Source organism: Sebaldella sp. S0638 (assembly GCF_024158605.1).
GTDB lineage: Bacteria > Fusobacteriota > Fusobacteriia > Fusobacteriales > Leptotrichiaceae > Sebaldella.
In genome coordinates this window covers 1-16,845 of sequence record NZ_JAMZGM010000080.1, presented here as the reverse complement: position 1 = coordinate 16,845, position 16,845 = coordinate 1, and the positions used below count along the sequence as shown (strand labels likewise).

The following is a 16,845-nucleotide window of genomic DNA, read 5'->3' as shown; positions in this document are numbered from 1 at the left end:
ATAGAGGACAGATTTGGAATATTTGTAACAGGTGAGTATAAGATATCAGAAAGCAGTAAAAATGATTACAGAGCAGGGATAATGCTTAAAGCAGTATTCTAAAGATATTATAACTAAATACAGTAAAATTTTTTCTATAAAGACCTCTGGATGATAAAAAGTCCGGGGGTTTTATTTTAGTAAAGAAAGTAAATTTAAAGTTAATGTATTGGAATTAAATGAAATAAATGGAGCAATAAATTTTGATATATATGAGGCATGAATAAGCATCACAAAAGAACCTAATATAGTTAGATTAAAAAAAATGAAATATATATTCTGGTTAGTGAATATAAATAATGGTAAAATTCCAGACTTTCATTTTAATATTGCATTTAGGGCAAACAAAAGGATTGAATATCTGCCTTTCATACCAAGAAAAATTAATTGATACTGAAGTTTTCTTTTTACCTTGTTTAAGATCATGAAAAAAGAAAGTGACAAAGTCATGAGAATTTGTATTCAGCAATAGGAGCTGTAGCAAGATAATGTCCAAGATATTTGATTTAGAGATTGACTTTTTAATAAATGAAATATGAGAACTAGAAAAATATACTCTCTTGAAAAGGAGATAATATTATTACTGAAAATATATTTCAGTTTATTCTGTATAGCTATTTTATGAGTCATAGAAATTCATTTTTCCTAATTTTTTTTAAATTTATTCATATAAATTAATTTTAATTAAATATATACTTCTCATACATTGACTTATTTTTATTGATTTGGTATCATTTAATACAGAAATGAAGGTGTATAAAATGAATATAAAAGAAGTATTTTTTTATATAAAAAAGAATCTTAATAATGATATTAAATTAAAAAGCATCTCTGATAATTTTTATTCAAGTAAGTATCACTTTAGTCGAGAATTTAAGAGAATAAAAAAATTTACAATAAAAGAATATATTTCTACTTTAAAGATAGACAAAAGTATTGGATTAATTCTAAAAAAGAGAAATAGTATACTCCACACACAGATAAAAAGTGGATTTTTGAGTTCTGGTAGTTTCAGTAATTCATTTAAAAAGTATACAGGTCTATCACCTAAACAATATCAAGAAAGGTATTTAAACTCGTTTAGAGTAATAAAAATTTTTGAAGAGACTAAGGAATGTTCTGAAATAGAACATAATTCTGAAAAAATAAAAAGAAATAGAGGAAGTTGTGAGGTAGAGATAATTTTTCCGAAAACACATAGAGAATATATAGTATTTGTAGGGCTATTCTTGAGACCAATTCCTAATCACAAACCTATTGTTGGAAAAGCATTACTAAATAAGAGAACTTGTAAATTAAAAAATATTCCTGATGGAAAATATTACTTATTGTCATGTGCGATAAGGAAAAGTAATAATCCTTTAGATTATTTCAAGCTTGATAAAGCATTGAGAGGAATGGTAGAAGAATCAATTAACTTTCCCTCAATAGAAGAAAAAAAATTTGAAATTGTTTTGAGAGAAGCAGAAGAAGACGACCCACCAATTGTATTTAATGTTTCTCAATTATTGGTCGACAAAATTTGGAAAAAAATAGCAACTCAGAAGAAAAAAAAATCTAATATTCTGTTATAATAGTGTTACAAATATATTTTTAGGAGGTAATACTATGATAAAATCAGCACTTCCGTATTTAACATTTGACGGAAATTGTGATGAAGCATTAAGTTTTTATGAAGAAATATTTGAGGCTAAGGTTGTAGAAAAAGCTTTAGCAAGTGAATATAATATTGAAACAAAAAATGGGGAAGAGATGATATTAAATGCGATTCTTTTATTAGGAGAAAATAAAATACTTGTAGGAGATAAAGCAGAGCAATATGATGGACTAGGAACAAGAATGGAGAATGGTGGTCAAATTTCGATTTGGTTAGAGATAGAAACAGAAGACAATTTAAATAATATCTGTAAAAAACTAAGAGAAAAAAATTGTGAATTTCTAATAGATTTACATGAAACTTTCTGGAATTCAAAATATGTAAAAATAGAAGATAATTTCGGAATAATATGGGAATTAAATTATCAAAAAAATTAAATAAAAGTCTTCTGGATAAATTTTTTTATTAACTTCAAAAATTCCGGTATTATTTTTACTATTAGAAGTTTTTTTTAAAAAAAAGTTACTAGAGAAATATTGTCATAAAACGTATACCTCTTTTACAGTGTAAAAGAGGTATATTCTTATGTAAAAAAGTCCTTATCTTCTATATTATAAATATGTAAAAAAATAGTTTTAAATAAATATTTGTATTTTTGATGGCTTAAGGTGTAATAATTATAGAAATATTCAAAAATAAAAAATGAATTGCGGGGGAAATTATGAAATATTATTATATCAGAGTATCAACAGCTAAAGAAAATTAAGCAAGACAAATAAGATTATTCAAAGAACTCAGGCAAAATAAAAGAACTATTTTTGAAGAGAAAAAATCAGGAGTAAACTTTAAAGCTAGAGCAATCTGGGGCGAGTTAATGGATTTGTGGGATAAATGATATAATAGCAGAGATAGACCGGGGAGAAATGTAAAAGAAGCAAGAGAATGTCTTATAGTTCTTATTGATAAAAAAGTTATAATAGAATCAATAAATCAAGAATAAATGAATTTTTGAAAACAAAACTTATAGATAAAACAGCAGATTCTCTTGCAGAAGTGACGTTGAACGCAATGTTTGATGCAATTTGGAAGTATATCTTCTGAGAGCAGAATGGGAGAGAGAGCAAAAGCCAGATGTCATATCTAGGGCGGAATAAAAAGGCTGAACTTGTAAGGGATTATTATAATATCAGGAAGACTTTTATTATTTTCCTTGACTTTAGAATGTTTTATGGTAAAATATTATAAATAGGATTAGAATTGTTACTCTATTTTTTAGGAGGCAAAATCTAAAAGTTAAACATTTATACAATGTTATTTTAGATTTTGTCTTTTTTATTTAAAAATAGAAAAATTTTCATGATCAGTATTTTATTAAATATTATTTATTAGAGAAACGGAGGTTATTATGAAAAAAATATTTTTTGTTTTTTTTGTATTAATGATTTTTATTGGCGGGATAATTTATGGAAAAGAGGTAAAGCTGACTATTTTTCATACCAATGATACACACGGTAGAGGTTTGGACGATAACAGCATAGGATATGGTAAAGTTACTGCATATGTAAACCAATACCGCGCTTTGAACAAAAATGTACTGTTTTTTGATGCAGGAGATGCTTTCAACGGGCTTCCTGTAATAGATCTCAGTCTGGGACGTGCTAATCTGGATATAATGAATCTTATGGGGTATGATGCTTTTACAGCCGGGAACGCAGATTTTGTGCAGGGTGGAAAACAGATTCTGGACTTTCAGAAAGCAGCAAACTTTCCTTTTCTGTCTTCAAATATTTATTATAACGGCAAATATGCATTTAAACCTTATATCATTAAAGAGATAGACGGTGTAAAAATTGGAATTATAGGTGTTTCACCCATGAATTCCATGGTAGCGACTACCGATTCAAAGCTTGAAGGATTCAAGGTTACAGATGCAATAAAAGAAGTGGAAAAACAAGTCGGAATTGTAAAGAAAAAAGCTGATATTATAATAATTCTGGCACATCTGGGAAAAACAGACCCAGAAGTAAATGTCCAAAAACTCGTAGAAACTGTTCCGGGAATAGATATTATTGTAGACGGTCATGATCATGTACTTATAAAAGAGGGAATGAAAATAAAGGATACCTTTGTAGTTAATGCGGGTCAGTATAATGAATATCTGGGAATGCTGGAACTCAGAATAGAAAACAAAAAAGTAATTTCGGCAAAAGAAAAGCTTTTGGGAACAGAAGATTTTAAAAATATTCAAGCTGATAAAAATGTTGAGGAAATGATACAAAAAATAAAGAAAGAAAATGACTTGATTTTAAGTAAAACAGTAATGACACTTCCGTTTACCCTTGAAGGAAGAAGGGAATTCGTGAGATCGGGGCAGACTAATCTTGGTTCTGTTCTGGCAGATGCCGAAAGGGAATATACAGGTGCTGATGTATCGATAACTGTGGGAGCTTTTCTGCGTGAAAGTATTGAAGCCGGACCTGTCACATATGGAAAAGTGCTTTCTGCCCTTCCGTTTACACTGCCTACGGTAACAAGAAATATGACAGGAAAGCAGATAGTAGATTTTATAGAACACAATTATAAAGAGGAAAAAATAATAACTCCTGCCTACACTCATGTAAGCGGTATGACTTTTACTGTAGATTTCAGCCGTCCGGCAGGATCGCGTATGGTAAATATTATGATTAACGGAAAACCGATAAATATGAACAAAACTTATGTTTTGGCATGTAATGAGCAAATAAGCGATTTTGGAATCAGGGATACAAAAATAGAAAAAACTTACGATATAACAATGGCACAACTGCTTATAGATTATATAAACAAGCATCCCGATATTAAGAATCCTGAAAATAGGGTTACTATAAAGAAATAAAAGACAACATCCAAAAAATCATCTGTATAATCAGGTGATTTTTTTGTATGTGAAAAATATCAGGAAAATAAATGGTTTATTATACAGCAGAGAAAACGCCGTAATGATACTTGCAGAATGTGCAATATTGCTGAAGTTAAGTATCGACAGTCATTTGAGGACAACCTTGAAAGTGAAGAAGTTGACAAGTGAAATTAATAGGGGTAAAATTAATGTAACAAATAGAAACATTTTATAACAAAATATATAAAAAATAGGGGAGCTGAAATGAAAGAAAAAAGAATTGATCTTATCATGAAAGAAGTGGGAAAATATGGTATTGTTTCAGTGGGCGACCTTATGAAAAAACTGGCTGTTACCAGAATGACAATATGTCGTGATCTGAAACTGCTGGAAGAAGCCGGGCTGCTTAAGAGAATACACGGCGGTGCTGTGAGAAATGACGATTTGAAGCTGGTAGAGCTTACACATTTACAAAAAAAGAAGAGATAGGGAAGCTGGCAGCTGATTCTATAGAGAACGGAGACATAGTCTTCATAGGGGCAAGTACTACAAATGAGTGTTTGATGAAGCATATAGAAAATAAAAGAATAAGAATTATAACGAATTCTTTTTATATATTTGAGCAGTATAAAGGAAATAAGGATTTTGAGCTGATATTAACCGGGGGATCATGGCGTGAAAAGTCAGGAGCATTTATAGGTGAAATAACAGACAGGATATTGGCTGGAATCAGGGTGGATAAATGTTTTATAGGTGCTAACGGAATTAAAGATAATAATATAACAAATTCTAATAAAGAAGAAGCAGGTCTTCAAAAAATAATTATGAATAATTCCCGGGAAAATTATGTATTAATTGACAGTAATAAATTTGATTTAAAGGATCTGTATACTTTTTATCAAACTGATAAAGTAAACGGAATAATCACAGACAGCGGACTAAATAAGAATATCAAGGAGAAATATGGAAAATATACTGAAATTATCAATATAGCTAGGTGAGAATCTTTTTAAAAAGAATGTTTTTTAGTGTTGGTAATATTGAGATTGTTAATCAGGAAATATTTGCAGGAAAAAGAATGTTTTGGTATAATCAGATAAATAATACTGAAATTGGCAGGTGGGAATTTATGTTTAGGGAAATAAGGAGAATAAAGAAAAAACTTCCTGAGAGTGAGGCTGTCAGAATGCTTGAGGAACTTAGTTACTGTACTCTTGCTTTGACAGGGGATGACGGGTATACATATTCTGTTCCGGTGAGCTTTGTTTACTCTGATGGGAAGATATTCTTTCATAGTGCTACTGAAGGGAAAAAATGTGATTCTATAAAGAAAAATAATAAGATTTCATTTTCAGCTGTGGAAAAAGACGATATAAAGCCTGCAGAATTTACCACACACTATAAAAGTGTGGTAGGATTCGGTGAAATAAAACTTCTTGAAGACAGGGAAGAAATTTTTCACGTTATGGAACTGATTCTGAAAAAATATTCACCGGATTATATGAAAGAAGGAAGAGAATATATAGAAAGAGCCTGGGGTCATTTTTATACTTATGAGATTGATATTCATCATATGACTGCAAAAGGAGTAGAATAGCAAGAGGATTAAGGATTATTGAATAAAAATCTGTTTGATAAAAATATTAAGATTTTCAGTAAACATAATATGTTATATCTGAAAAATAGCTATAGTAAAAAGACCGTCTTCTTTTAAGGGAAATACGGTCTTTTACTGTTATTAACTAAATATTATTAATAATAAATTTCTCAATGAGCTCAGCCACAGCTCCTTTATTATTATCCGCCTCAGTTACATAATGGGCGGCTTTTTTGGCATCATCAACAGCATTGCTTACAGCTACTGATAAACCGGCAGTTTTCAGCATAGGAATATCGTTATAGTTATCCCCCACTGCAATAGTGTCTTTTACGTCAATTCCCAGAATATCTGCTAATGTTCTTAAGCCGTTGCCTTTATCAATGCCCATGGCATTAAATTCCATATAACGGTTTGATGAATAACTTACAGCACAATTTTCAGTAAGATTTTTCATTGGTTCTTCAAGACTCATAAGATATGGGATATTGGTATTTTGAAAAAGAATTTTGTAAATCTTTTCATTTTTCAAAAAATCAACGGAATTCTCCTCCACATATACACGACCGCCGTTGTAACCATCCATTCTTTCTTTTTCATATGAATTTACATTAAAAACATAAACCGTATCTTTAGTATAGACATGCTGGCAAAGGTCTTTGGTAAGTCCGAATTCAAATATTTTTTTCATTATATTATAGTCCAGACCATTTGACCGAAGTAATGTATTTCCTTTATTTTCAGTGATAATAGCACCATTGTAGGAAATAGTATATTCTCCGGAAAGATCGTGTAATCCCAGTTTAGCAAGCTCATTCTGAATAGATGCATAACCGCGCCCAGTAGCAGGAACGAACCTTACACCATATTTCTCCTTGGCAAGCTTGATCATTTTCAGATTATTTTCACTAATTTCACGATTATCATTAAGCAAAGTTTCGTCCATGTCACTTACAATAAGTTTATATCCCATGTTTTGAGTCTCCTTTTTATTTACAATTCTGATTTGTGTAAGAAAAGATTAGTATTTAGAACTAAATTTTAGCATATTTTGATTTAAAGAACCACAATTAAATATAATAAAATTGTAAATATAGGAAATATTCAGATAATAAATTATATTCCTTGTTTTTCTTCGATGTTTATCTGTTCTGTAATAAATGGAATTACTTCTTCAGGTTTAATCTTTAAAACATATGCAAATTCTTCATGAAGTCTTTTTTCTGCTTCTTTCATAAAGTATCTGTCAATTGCATGCATTTTTTTTCCCTGCAATATTAGTGACTGATGGTAAATATGAAGTGCCTTTATGAGTTTGATGAGTTCTTCTCTGTCCTCGCCCAATAAAACTTTTTCATAAAATTCTTTACGTTCGTCTTTATCCTGTATCCAGTCGGCTTTTTCTTCAGGAATTACTTTGATTAAAGAATATATCTGATCTGCTGATAGAATACGGTGCATTTTTGACAGAGCATTACTGCTGTTTACAGGTATGTAAACCATTGATTTGTCATGGTAAACAGGTTTCAGAGCGTAGCACTCAGCATGGTTTCCGCCGAAATCTTTCTCCGAAATCCCTACGATTTTACACACTCCATGTGTGTTGTACAAAACGGTATCATTTACTTTATACATTATGTACCAGCTCCTTTCATTTATATAATAGTGTCTTAAAAAAGAAAAAACATGCGGCTCACTTATAACTGGGCTTACGTTTCTCCAGAGCAAACTACACGTCATATTTATATTGTAGCACATTTTACAAAAAGAGGTAAGTAAAAAAATTTTAATTATTCATTTGAAAAGAAAAAAAACTTGTGCTATAATCGTTAATACCGAGTAGCAGGAAAGGCGTAAATCCAGGTTTGGATCTACGTCTTTTTATTTTAATAAAAATCGGCAGTTTGTGGCAGCTTTTCTTAAAAGACTCCAAAAATAATATTAACGGAGGTTATTATGAAAACAAAAAATAAAATGGGGTCAACACCTGTAAGATCTTTGATGCTTAAGATGGGGTTACCTATGATCTTGTCGATGGTATTTCAGGCATTCTATAATATTGTAGACAGTTATTTCGTGAGCAATATGCATGATACTGAATTAATTTCAGGTGTGGGGGAATACGGAGTAAATGCTCTTACACTTGCTTTTCCGGTACAAATGCTGATGATTGCAGTGGGTGTGGGAACCGGAGTAGGAATTAATGCACTTCTGGCAAAAAGTCTCGGAGAAAATAATCGTGAAAAAGCAGGTAAAATAGCAGGTAATGCAATATTTTTGGGGATTTGTACTTATGTAGTATTTTTGATTACAGGGTTATTCGGGATAGATGTTTATTTACGCACGCAGACTACTGATGCGGTTATCCTAGAAATGGGCAGTGAGTATCTTAGAATTTGTACAGTATTATCTTTTGGAGCAATATTGTATATGATTTATGAAAAACTATTGCAGTCGACAGGACGTACAATGCTGTCAACTATAGCACAAATGGCCGGCGCTGTTACCAACATAATACTTGATCCTATTATGATCTTCGGTCTTTTTGGCTTTCCGCAGATGGGGATAGCAGGTGCAGCTTATGCCACTGTGATAGGGCAGATTATTTCCTTTATACTGGGAATTGTCTTTCACCATAAATTAAATAAAGATGTAAGCACTGATTTTAAATATCTGAAACCAGATCTCAAGATTATTGCTAAAATATATAAAATTGGAATTCCGGCAATAATTATGCAGGCTTTGATGTCTGTTATGACATATGGGGTAAATATTATTTTTAATGGTATTTCCGGATCTATGGTTACGGCATATGGTGTATATTATAAAGTACAGCAGTTTGTTTTCTTTGCAGTATTCGGAATGAACAACGCTATTATTCCTATAGTGGCTTTTAATTATGGGATGAGAGATAAAAAGAGAGTAAAAGACGGGATTAAATACGGGATGATTTATACTTTGGTTATTATGTTTGCAGGAATCGTTCTGCTTCAGAGTTTTGCAGGACAAATAGCCGGTTCTTTTGCCCTTTCTGAAAGCACAACGGATTTATGTATAACTGCACTTCATGTTGTTACACTGGGGTATCTTTTTGCAGGTGTGAATATAGCCTGTCAGGGAATTTTTCAGGCATTTGGCAACGGTGTGCGTTCTTTGGTTATTTCTGTTATACGTCTGATACTAGTGCCGTTGCCTCTGGCATATATATTTACATTACTTCCAAATGCAGGAAATATGATTTGGTGGTCGTTTCCAGCAGCGGAATTTCTGGCGTGGATTAGTGCATTTATACTTTTGAAGAAGACTCTGAAAGAAAAAATACCGTTTCTGAAAGCAGATCATGAATATAATACGGCGGATGAAAGGCTTCAAAGTGAAAATTTAGTTTGAAAGATTTATTTGTGAAAAAGAACTGCACAAACTCTTATTGATTTGTGCAGTTCTTGTTATTATTTTATTATTTATAAATATTTATTTTGATTTTTTCAAGGTTTTTGAATGATTTTTTTCAAATTTTTCTTTTGCGTAGCTGTAGGCTTCATTAATAAAAGGAACCAGAGTATCTGTAGTTTTTTTGTCCGGATTCAGGATACTTATCCAGCCCATCCATGCGTAAACCGGATGTGGGAGAATTTCATCTGTTTTCTCAAAGTCATAATTCATGTCAACAGCTTTTCCTGCAGCAGGGCGGGCTGGTATTTCGCCGAAAAGCTTTATAAATGTTTCTTTTCTCAGTCCGAGATTTACCCGGAATATATTTTTCCTGTCCAGTCCCGAGGCTTTGTCATTTTCTCCGTCTTTTTCCTTTATTGTGAGGACATATACACCTTTTTTCAGGGTGTTTCCGGGGTTATAAAATACAGCTCTTTCACCCCATGTTTCTATAAGGATCGTACCTCTTAGATTTTTCAGGCAGTAATTTAGTATATCATCAATTTTTTTCATGAATTTCTCTCCTATTTATTTATATTAATATTATATCTTATTAAATATGACAGCTTTGTGTCATATTTATTTTGTGTTTGAATTTTTAGTGTTATAGTTGAAATTAGGGTGAATTTGAAATAGTGTATATTTTATGCTAAATTATAAAAAAGGATGATTTTTGAAATCAGGGAGGTGTCAAAATGCCACAAAATTACTCAAAGCTTTTGGAAAAACAGAGGGATTTTTTTAAGACAGGTAAAACAAAGGATGTAGAATTCCGAATACAGGCACTAAGAAAATTGAAAAAAGTAATAATAAGCAGAAATGATGAAATAAATAAAGCCCTGAAAAAAGATCTGAATAAAAGTGAATTTGAAACATTTACCAGTGAGATTGCGGGACCTTTAAATGAAATAAATTTTGCTCTGAAAAAACTTCATTCATGGACAAAACCGCTGAAAGTAAAAACTCCTCTTATACTGTTTAGAGGGAAAAGCTGTGTATATTATGAACCATTTGGAACAGTGCTTATTATAACTCCGTGGAACTATCCGTTTAATCTGGTTATGAGTATTCTTACAGGTGCTGTTGCTGCGGGAAACTGCTGTGTAGTGAAGCCGTCGGAATTATCTCCGCATACATCAGGTTTGGTATCGGAAATTATAATGGAAGTCTTTGATGAAGAGCATTGTGCATCAGTGAACGGGGGAGTTTCGGAAACTACGGAACTTTTGAAGGAAAAGTTTGATTTTATTCATTATACAGGCAGTACGAATGTGGGAAAGGTCATAGCACGTGCTGCTGCTGAATATCTTACTCCGATAACTCTGGAACTGGGCGGAAAAAGCCCTTGTATTGTGGATAAAAGCGCAGATTTGGAAGCGTCGGCACGTAGAATTTTGTGGGGGAAATTCCTGAATGCAGGGCAGACATGCGTGGCTCCTGATTATCTTCTTATACATAAAGATATAAAAAAACAATTTTTAGATATAATGAAAAAAGAACTCTTGAAATTTTATGGGGAAAACCCTGAGGAAAGTAATGATTATGTAAGAATCATCAATGAAAAACACTTTGACAGAATTGCTTCTCTTTTGTCCTGCGGCAATATAATCACTGGTGGAAGGACTAACAGGGAGAAACTTTATATAGAGCCGGCTATTATTGACGGTATAACATGGGATGACCCTGTTATGCGTGATGAGATATTCGGGCCTGTATTTCCTGTTCTGGAATATGAAAATATTGATGAAATAGTAGAAATGATTACCAGCAGGGAAAAACCCCTTGCACTTTATTTATTTTCAAAAAATAAAAGTATCTGGGAAAGAATTATAAAAGAAATATCCTTTGGGGGAGGGTGCATCAATGATGTTATTTTTCATCAGGTCAGTTATTATCTTCCTTTCGGCGGAGTCGGGAACAGCGGGATGGGCGCATATCACGGGAAATGGGGATTCGAGACTTTTTCTCACAAAAAGGGTATTTTGAATAAGTCTTTATGGCCGGAAATAAAGCTGTTTTATCCGCCTTACAATGAAAAGATAAAATTCGTAAAGAAATTTTTGAAATAGTTTATAAATGAGATGAAAAAACTTCTTATTAATTAGTTAGAAAAATAAAAAACAATACTGTTCTATGATTGAAATTTTTACTATAATGAGTTATTATTAATTAACTAAAAAATTAAGGAGGAAATATGTTGAAAAAAATGTTATTTATTATAGCAGGAAGTTTTATGTTAATGAGCTGTAAGCCGGAGTCGGGAGCGGGTAAAACTGCAGAGACAAAACAGGAAGCTAAGAAAAGTGTGGAGGTAAAATTTGATTTTAGTGATTTTGAGGCTACATCTGTAAATGCAGTGGTAATTGACGGGCAAAGTATAAAAATAAATGTAAAAAATATAACATCTGATCCAAAAGAAATACAAATTTCTGCGATAAATATGAATGGATCTACATCATTTTATTCTTCGGTTATAGGGCCTGATAAAATGAATGCGGTATATGAGACTGGAAGTCTGATAATAATGGGAGAAGGGGAAGAAAATATCTGGATGAAATTTTTTTCCGTAGATGAAACGAATCAGTTAGTAGCTAAAGAATTGAAATTTCCAATGCTGGTAACAATTCCCATAAGAGATATCAAAACAGGTAAAACAACTTATGCTGAGGTAATAGTAGATAAGACAGGGAAAATATTATTTGAAAAAGTAAGTAATAATCTGAATGACTATTATCCTGTAGAGTCTGGGGATTAAGCAGCGGTTACAAAAAGGGGTGAGAAATTGAACAAAATTATTTTTTTTATATTTATGATGTTTTCTTTTATAGATTATACCTGAATCTGAATATTATATAGATAAAAATCACGTCTACAAAAATGGTGATATAGCAGAAAATGAAAGTATCGAAAATTATAGATAAAAAAGAGCAGTGTTGGGAATGATTCGCAAAACACTGCTTTTTATTTTAGAAAAGTTTATTTTAAATAATTAGGTATATAATCATTTTAATATGCAAAAATATCAAAATCCAACCAATATTTAAATAAATCCACAAAAAGATACCTTTATTATTTACACACTTTTATTTAAAAACTATATAAAATTAAATAAATTGACAGACAGACTCCAATAGAATTAATACTGCTGGAAAACTGAACGGGATTATTTTAATAAAGTCAGGGGAGAAAGATATTTTATTCAAATATGAAAGTGAAAATAGATTAATATTATTTATTTGACAAATAATATTTTGCTGTCATCAAACTCAATGTTTTCAGTACCCATAGTGTTTTGACTCTCTATAATTTTTGTGAAATGTTTATAGATTTAACCAATAGCTGACAACAAGCTGACAAATTATTCAGATTATTCAATTAATTTTATAGCTTTTCTTAATTCTTCTACGTCCTTATGAGAATATATTTTTTCAGTAGTCAGGAAGTTGCTGTGCCCTATCAGATTTTTAATTGACGTACTGTTCGCTTCTGCATTGTTAAGCAATGTGGCAAAAGTGTGACGACAATCATGTGGTTTGTGAGACATACCTAGTTTATCCATAGTGTTATAAAAATATGAGTTCTTATAAGAGACGTAAATCATCTTTTTATTTTTTGAATTACATATCAAATATTCACTTATATTATCTTCCATTCTACTTTTTATGAAATCGAATATTTTGTCATGAATGGGAACAAGCCTATTTTTACCTGCCTCGGTTTTAAGCCCCCCTTTAATAGTTCGGTTAATTAAATCGATATTTTCTAATTTAATATCTAGCAATTCTCCAATTCTAAATCCGGAATAAATCATAATCAAAATAGTATCAACATAAGGCATATCTTTATTATTCCATAAAATTTGAATTTCTTCCGCAGTAAAAGGTTTTCTTGTAGAGACTTCCTTATTCTTTCCAACATCAACAAAATCGCTGTAATCTTTCATAACGATATCATGTTTCATAGCATATTCAAAAAGCTGATTAAATAGTACCTTTATTTTCTTTAGAGATTGATGTTTCTTGCCACAGGTCTGTATAATTCCCTGCAGGTGGTTTGTTCTGATATCCTGAAATTTCATATTATGCAATGATTTACAGGTTTTGTATGCGGCTTGATAGCCTCCAATTCCTGAATTTCCTATATCTTTAAACTTAATTTCGCCCCATTTATTATATATTTCAGCAAAAGTGACAGAAACATTGTCAAGATCATAAGGATTATCATTGTATTTAGCTAATGCTCTCATTGCTTCTGATTTTGAAGTGTGGTAGCTTAAATATTTTCTTATCTGTTTACCTTCTTCATTCCATCCTCTTGTAACTTGAACAGCATAGGGTTTTCTTCTTTTTCCTGAAAGTTTATGGACACTTCCATATCCGTTAGGATTTCTCATAAAAAATCACATCCTTTTATTTTTATTAAAAGTGTGATATAATTCCAGTGTTGAGGTGGTAATTATATCACTATTTAAAGTCTCTTTCTTGGCAGGGAGAGACTTTTTTAGTGTTACATTTGAAATGTGTCGGTTAATCTCCTCAAATTTTAGGAGATCTGTTAATATATTTAACAATTATGTATTAAGTATGGTATTATGGTACAAACAAAAAGGAACTTAGTTTTACCTCCCTCGCTTAACTGTGGGGGATTTTATATATTGACAATTTCTAGTATTTGTGGTAATATAATCATGAAAACAAATTGTCGAAATTTAAATTGTGGAAAAAAGCTGGATATATTATCTGGCTTTTTTATTTTAAATTTGCTATAATCTTCTATCGGCTTCCACAAAGCCGAAATTTTGACAATTTGGAGGACTCTAATGTTACGAATAGGAATAATAATCGCATTTGTGATTATATGCCGTATTCTCTACTGATGAGAGTTCCTCAGCCCCATTATTGGGGCTTTTTTGCTATTTAAAAAACGAATTTCTAAACGAGATAATAGCTGACTCTATTTGACTATTTGACATATCTTCAAAACCTGTTATTTTAGAAATTTTTTGATTCATATAATTTTCATATTTCATCATTTTAATCCAAGACAATTTTTTTATTCTTGGATCAGAATACACTAATTTATTAATATCAACCATAAGTGTCCTCCTATAAATATCTCCTTAATTTTTCCAGTAAATTTTTATCATGTTCGTATTCAGTCATATCTTCATAATAGTAATCTGTTTCATCTTCATAATTGGCGAGTAATTCAGATGCAAATTTATTCGCCTCATTTTCCATAATAGAATCGTGAAATCTGACATTGTTATGCAAATATGCCGCTGTTGAATTCGAATGTAGGACTGCGTGTCCAAGTTCATGAGCTAAAACAATTATCTGAGCAAACTTGCTAAGTAAAGAATTAATTACTATTATTTTTCTCCCACGTGGATGTTTATAATACCCTTTTAAATCTCCTAAATCATTATACAGCACAATAATACCTAATTTTTGACATAAAATATAAGGATCGGATGTGTTGTGTTTCTTAATTAAATTTCTAACTCTTATTCTAATATTTTTATTCATGCTATTTACCTTTCTTTCCTAAAATTATATCGAAAAAGATATTGTTCAGCGAATCAAGTAATTTTTTCTTATCTTCATTACTGATAGTTTCATCATTAAAGTAGTACACTGCATCTTCCATAAATTTATCATATTCAAATTTCTCTTTTTTGTTTAGAGTAGAAACAGGATCAAAGTCTTCATGAACCTCCCAACCCAGTAAATACGAAGGTGAGATTTTGAGGGCTTTGCATAAAGGGATAATCATTTTATAAGGCATATCTACTGTACCCCTTTCGATACGATTCATATGGGCGAAACTTATATTTAATTTTTGTGCTAACTTTTCCAATGGCATACTGAGCTCATTTCGTTTTTTTTGGATTTTAGCACCAATTTTCAGTCTTTCAACATCTGTAGTTATTAATCCCATTAATTCAGCAGGATCTACATCCAAAGCATCAGCGATAACTTCAAATTTGTCTATAGGCAAATTTTTAATGTACCCAGTTTCATATCTTTGTAAAGTGGATGCGCTAATACCTGTTTTTTTAGCAAGATCGTGGTAAGAAAGTCCTAGTTCAATTCTCCTTTTTTTTATTTTTCCTGATATTTTGGCGAGATCGTCCATATTATAAACTCCTGTTCTTATAGTATTTATATTATATACTATACACTAAAATAACTAAATATGCAACAAAAAAATAAAAAAATATTGCATATTTGGGTTGACATAGAAAAAATAATGTGGTATTCTTCTTATATCAAATATGCAACGATGCGTTGGAGGTGAAATTGAATGAATCTGGATAAATTGCGTGGGAAAATAACTGAAAATAGAATGTCACAAGCTAAATTAGCAGAAGAATTAGGGCTATCATCAAAAGCTTTAAATGAAAAATTGACTGGGAAGAGTAGAATTACTATTCCAGAAGCGGCTTTAATGATAAAGATATTGAAAATAGAGCATCCTTGCGAAATTTTTTTTGACTAATCCATCTCAAATATGCAATGGAGATGGTGCGGAACAGAGTCGAAGGAGGTGAAAAACGAAATGAATAATTTAGTAGTGATGAAACATAATGGAATTTTGGTTGTAGATAGTAGAGAGGCCGCTAAAGTTTTAGGGGTAAGACATAGTGATTTATTGAGAGACATAGAAAAATACATTGTAACCTTTGAAAATAGCGAAAACGCAATTTTGCGTTCTCAGGATTTCTTTATAGAAAGTAGCTATACAACAGATGGGAATAGTAAAGATTATAAAAACTATTTGGTAACTGAAAAAGGCTGTGAGTTTATCTCGCATAAAAGAACCGGACAAAAAGGAATACTATTTACAGCAACCTATATAAATGGGTTTCATGCCATGAAAGATGCGTTGCGTAATCCAGTTGTAGGACTGCTCCCACAATCATATCCGGAAGCATTACGAGCTTTAGCTGTAGAAGTAGAAGCAAAAGAAAAATTAATGCTGGAAAACAAAGAACTGGAAATACAATTGGATAGATCACAAGAATACTATTCTATAAAAAGAGTTGCAATATTAAATGGTGTTGATTGGAGAGTATTCAGTTGGCGAGATTTGAAAGAAGCAAGCGAAGATATAGGGGTTCCAGTTAAAAAGATACCCGATGCCAATTATCTAAATGTGAATGTTTATCATCACAGTGCTTGGGGAGCAGTTTACCCTGAATATGAATTAGATTAATAATAAAAAAAAACTTCATAAAACCCGAAAGGAGAGATGACCTATGGATATAGAAAAACTAACAAGTAAACTAAACCAGTTAAA

18 protein-coding genes are annotated in these 16,845 nt (G+C 31.4%); 11 read left to right on the top strand and 7 right to left on the bottom strand.

Going from position 1 to position 16,845, the window contains the following annotated elements; genetic code table 11:
* Positions 1 to 800: 800 nt before the first annotated feature.
* The 6 genes from NK213_RS16435 (at position 801) to NK213_RS16410 (ending at position 6,111) form a co-directional block, all read left to right on the top strand.
* Positions 801 to 1,613: an AraC family transcriptional regulator gene (locus tag NK213_RS16435; protein ID WP_253351143.1), complete on the top strand. Its 813-nt coding sequence runs from the start codon at positions 801 to 803 to the stop codon at positions 1,611 to 1,613.
* A gap of 34 nt (positions 1,614 to 1,647) precedes the next feature.
* A complete protein-coding gene (locus NK213_RS16430; RefSeq protein ID WP_253351135.1) occupies positions 1,648 to 2,073 on the top strand; it encodes a VOC family protein in 426 nt (141 codons plus the stop codon).
* 968 nt (positions 2,074 to 3,041) lie between these two features.
* Complete coding sequence (locus NK213_RS16425) at positions 3,042 to 4,511, top strand: bifunctional UDP-sugar hydrolase/5'-nucleotidase (protein ID WP_253351133.1); 1,470 nt, start codon at positions 3,042 to 3,044, stop codon at positions 4,509 to 4,511.
* A gap of 267 nt (positions 4,512 to 4,778) precedes the next feature.
* The gene (locus NK213_RS16420; protein WP_253351131.1) at positions 4,779 to 5,003 is read left to right on the top strand and encodes a DeoR family transcriptional regulator; all 225 of its coding nucleotides are present in this window, start codon (positions 4,779 to 4,781) and stop codon (positions 5,001 to 5,003) included.
* Complete coding sequence (locus NK213_RS16415; RefSeq protein ID WP_371926455.1) at positions 5,000 to 5,515, top strand: DeoR/GlpR family DNA-binding transcription regulator; 516 nt, start codon at positions 5,000 to 5,002, stop codon at positions 5,513 to 5,515. The genes NK213_RS16420 and NK213_RS16415 overlap by 4 nt, the downstream gene beginning before the upstream one ends.
* Before the next feature lie 128 nt (positions 5,516 to 5,643).
* The gene (locus NK213_RS16410; protein WP_253351129.1) at positions 5,644 to 6,111 is read left to right on the top strand and encodes a pyridoxamine 5'-phosphate oxidase family protein; all 468 of its coding nucleotides are present in this window, start codon (positions 5,644 to 5,646) and stop codon (positions 6,109 to 6,111) included.
* Between the two features lie 145 nt (positions 6,112 to 6,256).
* On the opposite strand, the gene NK213_RS16405 is transcribed toward NK213_RS16410, so the two are convergent.
* Both NK213_RS16405 and NK213_RS16400 read right to left on the bottom strand, forming a co-directional pair.
* Positions 6,257 to 7,084, bottom strand: a complete 828-nt coding sequence (locus NK213_RS16405) for a Cof-type HAD-IIB family hydrolase (RefSeq protein WP_253351127.1) — start codon at positions 7,082 to 7,084, stop codon at positions 6,257 to 6,259.
* A gap of 143 nt (positions 7,085 to 7,227) precedes the next feature.
* Positions 7,228 to 7,746: a CarD family transcriptional regulator gene (locus tag NK213_RS16400; RefSeq protein WP_253351125.1), complete on the bottom strand. Its 519-nt coding sequence runs from the start codon at positions 7,744 to 7,746 to the stop codon at positions 7,228 to 7,230.
* 321 nt (positions 7,747 to 8,067) lie between these two features.
* On the opposite strand from NK213_RS16400, the gene NK213_RS16395 reads away from it, so the two are divergent.
* Positions 8,068 to 9,501, top strand: a complete 1,434-nt coding sequence (locus tag NK213_RS16395; protein ID WP_253351123.1) for an MATE family efflux transporter — start codon at positions 8,068 to 8,070, stop codon at positions 9,499 to 9,501.
* Positions 9,502 to 9,582: 81 nt separating this feature from the next.
* On the opposite strand, the gene NK213_RS16390 is transcribed toward NK213_RS16395, so the two are convergent.
* Positions 9,583 to 10,056 (bottom strand): DUF6194 family protein, encoded by a 474-nt coding sequence (locus tag NK213_RS16390; RefSeq protein WP_253351121.1) that lies wholly within the window; start codon positions 10,054 to 10,056, stop codon positions 9,583 to 9,585.
* Between the two features lie 182 nt (positions 10,057 to 10,238).
* Here NK213_RS16390 and NK213_RS16385 point away from each other — a divergent pair, with 182 nt between their 5' ends.
* The gene (locus NK213_RS16385; protein WP_253351119.1) at positions 10,239 to 11,612 is read left to right on the top strand and encodes an aldehyde dehydrogenase; all 1,374 of its coding nucleotides are present in this window, start codon (positions 10,239 to 10,241) and stop codon (positions 11,610 to 11,612) included.
* A gap of 125 nt (positions 11,613 to 11,737) precedes the next feature.
* On the top strand, positions 11,738 to 12,298 hold the full coding sequence (locus tag NK213_RS16380) for a hypothetical protein (protein ID WP_253351117.1): 561 nt from the start codon (positions 11,738 to 11,740) through the stop codon (positions 12,296 to 12,298).
* A gap of 612 nt (positions 12,299 to 12,910) precedes the next feature.
* Here NK213_RS16380 and NK213_RS16375 read toward each other — a convergent pair.
* From NK213_RS16375 to NK213_RS16360, 4 genes are all read right to left on the bottom strand, one after another.
* The gene (locus NK213_RS16375) at positions 12,911 to 13,936 is read right to left on the bottom strand and encodes a site-specific integrase (RefSeq protein ID WP_253351116.1); all 1,026 of its coding nucleotides are present in this window, start codon (positions 13,934 to 13,936) and stop codon (positions 12,911 to 12,913) included.
* Between the two features lie 519 nt (positions 13,937 to 14,455).
* Positions 14,456 to 14,638 (bottom strand): hypothetical protein, encoded by a 183-nt coding sequence (locus NK213_RS16370; RefSeq protein ID WP_253351114.1) that lies wholly within the window; start codon positions 14,636 to 14,638, stop codon positions 14,456 to 14,458.
* 10 nt (positions 14,639 to 14,648) lie between these two features.
* Entirely contained in the window at positions 14,649 to 15,071 is a 423-nt protein-coding gene (locus NK213_RS16365) for an ImmA/IrrE family metallo-endopeptidase (protein ID WP_253351112.1), read from the bottom strand.
* A 1-nt stretch (position 15,072) separates the two neighbouring features.
* Positions 15,073 to 15,681 carry a helix-turn-helix domain-containing protein gene (locus tag NK213_RS16360; RefSeq protein ID WP_253351110.1) on the bottom strand — a complete coding sequence of 203 codons (609 nt, stop codon included), beginning with the start codon at positions 15,679 to 15,681 and terminating at the stop codon, positions 15,073 to 15,075.
* 168 nt (positions 15,682 to 15,849) lie between these two features.
* On the opposite strand from NK213_RS16360, the gene NK213_RS16355 reads away from it, so the two are divergent.
* Both NK213_RS16355 and NK213_RS16350 read left to right on the top strand, forming a co-directional pair.
* Positions 15,850 to 16,044, top strand: a complete 195-nt coding sequence (locus NK213_RS16355; protein ID WP_253351102.1) for a helix-turn-helix transcriptional regulator — start codon at positions 15,850 to 15,852, stop codon at positions 16,042 to 16,044.
* Positions 16,045 to 16,104: 60 nt separating this feature from the next.
* The gene (locus NK213_RS16350; RefSeq protein WP_253351099.1) at positions 16,105 to 16,761 is read left to right on the top strand and encodes a Rha family transcriptional regulator; all 657 of its coding nucleotides are present in this window, start codon (positions 16,105 to 16,107) and stop codon (positions 16,759 to 16,761) included.
* Positions 16,762 to 16,845: the final 84 nt, after the last annotated feature.

Bases quoted from the DNA above. Each gene is read 5' to 3' on its own strand.
- NK213_RS16435 (WP_253351143.1), top strand. From the start codon at position 801: ATGAATATAAAAGAAGTATTTTTTTATATAAAAAAGAATCTTAATAAT.
- NK213_RS16430 (WP_253351135.1), top strand. From the start codon at position 1,648: ATGATAAAATCAGCACTTCCGTATTTAACATTTGACGGAAATTGTGAT.
- NK213_RS16425 (WP_253351133.1), top strand. From the start codon at position 3,042: ATGAAAAAAATATTTTTTGTTTTTTTTGTATTAATGATTTTTATTGGC.
- NK213_RS16420 (WP_253351131.1), top strand. From the start codon at position 4,779: ATGAAAGAAAAAAGAATTGATCTTATCATGAAAGAAGTGGGAAAATAT.
- NK213_RS16410 (WP_253351129.1), top strand. From the start codon at position 5,644: ATGTTTAGGGAAATAAGGAGAATAAAGAAAAAACTTCCTGAGAGTGAG.
- NK213_RS16405 (WP_253351127.1), bottom strand. From the start codon at position 7,084: ATGGGATATAAACTTATTGTAAGTGACATGGACGAAACTTTGCTTAAT.
- NK213_RS16400 (WP_253351125.1), bottom strand. From the start codon at position 7,746: ATGTATAAAGTAAATGATACCGTTTTGTACAACACACATGGAGTGTGT.
- NK213_RS16395 (WP_253351123.1), top strand. From the start codon at position 8,068: ATGAAAACAAAAAATAAAATGGGGTCAACACCTGTAAGATCTTTGATG.
- NK213_RS16390 (WP_253351121.1), bottom strand. From the start codon at position 10,056: ATGAAAAAAATTGATGATATACTAAATTACTGCCTGAAAAATCTAAGA.
- NK213_RS16385 (WP_253351119.1), top strand. From the start codon at position 10,239: ATGCCACAAAATTACTCAAAGCTTTTGGAAAAACAGAGGGATTTTTTT.
- NK213_RS16380 (WP_253351117.1), top strand. From the start codon at position 11,738: ATGTTGAAAAAAATGTTATTTATTATAGCAGGAAGTTTTATGTTAATG.
- NK213_RS16375 (WP_253351116.1), bottom strand. From the start codon at position 13,936: ATGAGAAATCCTAACGGATATGGAAGTGTCCATAAACTTTCAGGAAAA.
- NK213_RS16370 (WP_253351114.1), bottom strand. From the start codon at position 14,638: ATGGTTGATATTAATAAATTAGTGTATTCTGATCCAAGAATAAAAAAA.
- NK213_RS16365 (WP_253351112.1), bottom strand. From the start codon at position 15,071: ATGAATAAAAATATTAGAATAAGAGTTAGAAATTTAATTAAGAAACAC.
- NK213_RS16360 (WP_253351110.1), bottom strand. From the start codon at position 15,681: ATGGACGATCTCGCCAAAATATCAGGAAAAATAAAAAAAAGGAGAATT.
- NK213_RS16355 (WP_253351102.1), top strand. From the start codon at position 15,850: ATGAATCTGGATAAATTGCGTGGGAAAATAACTGAAAATAGAATGTCA.
- NK213_RS16350 (WP_253351099.1), top strand. From the start codon at position 16,105: ATGAATAATTTAGTAGTGATGAAACATAATGGAATTTTGGTTGTAGAT.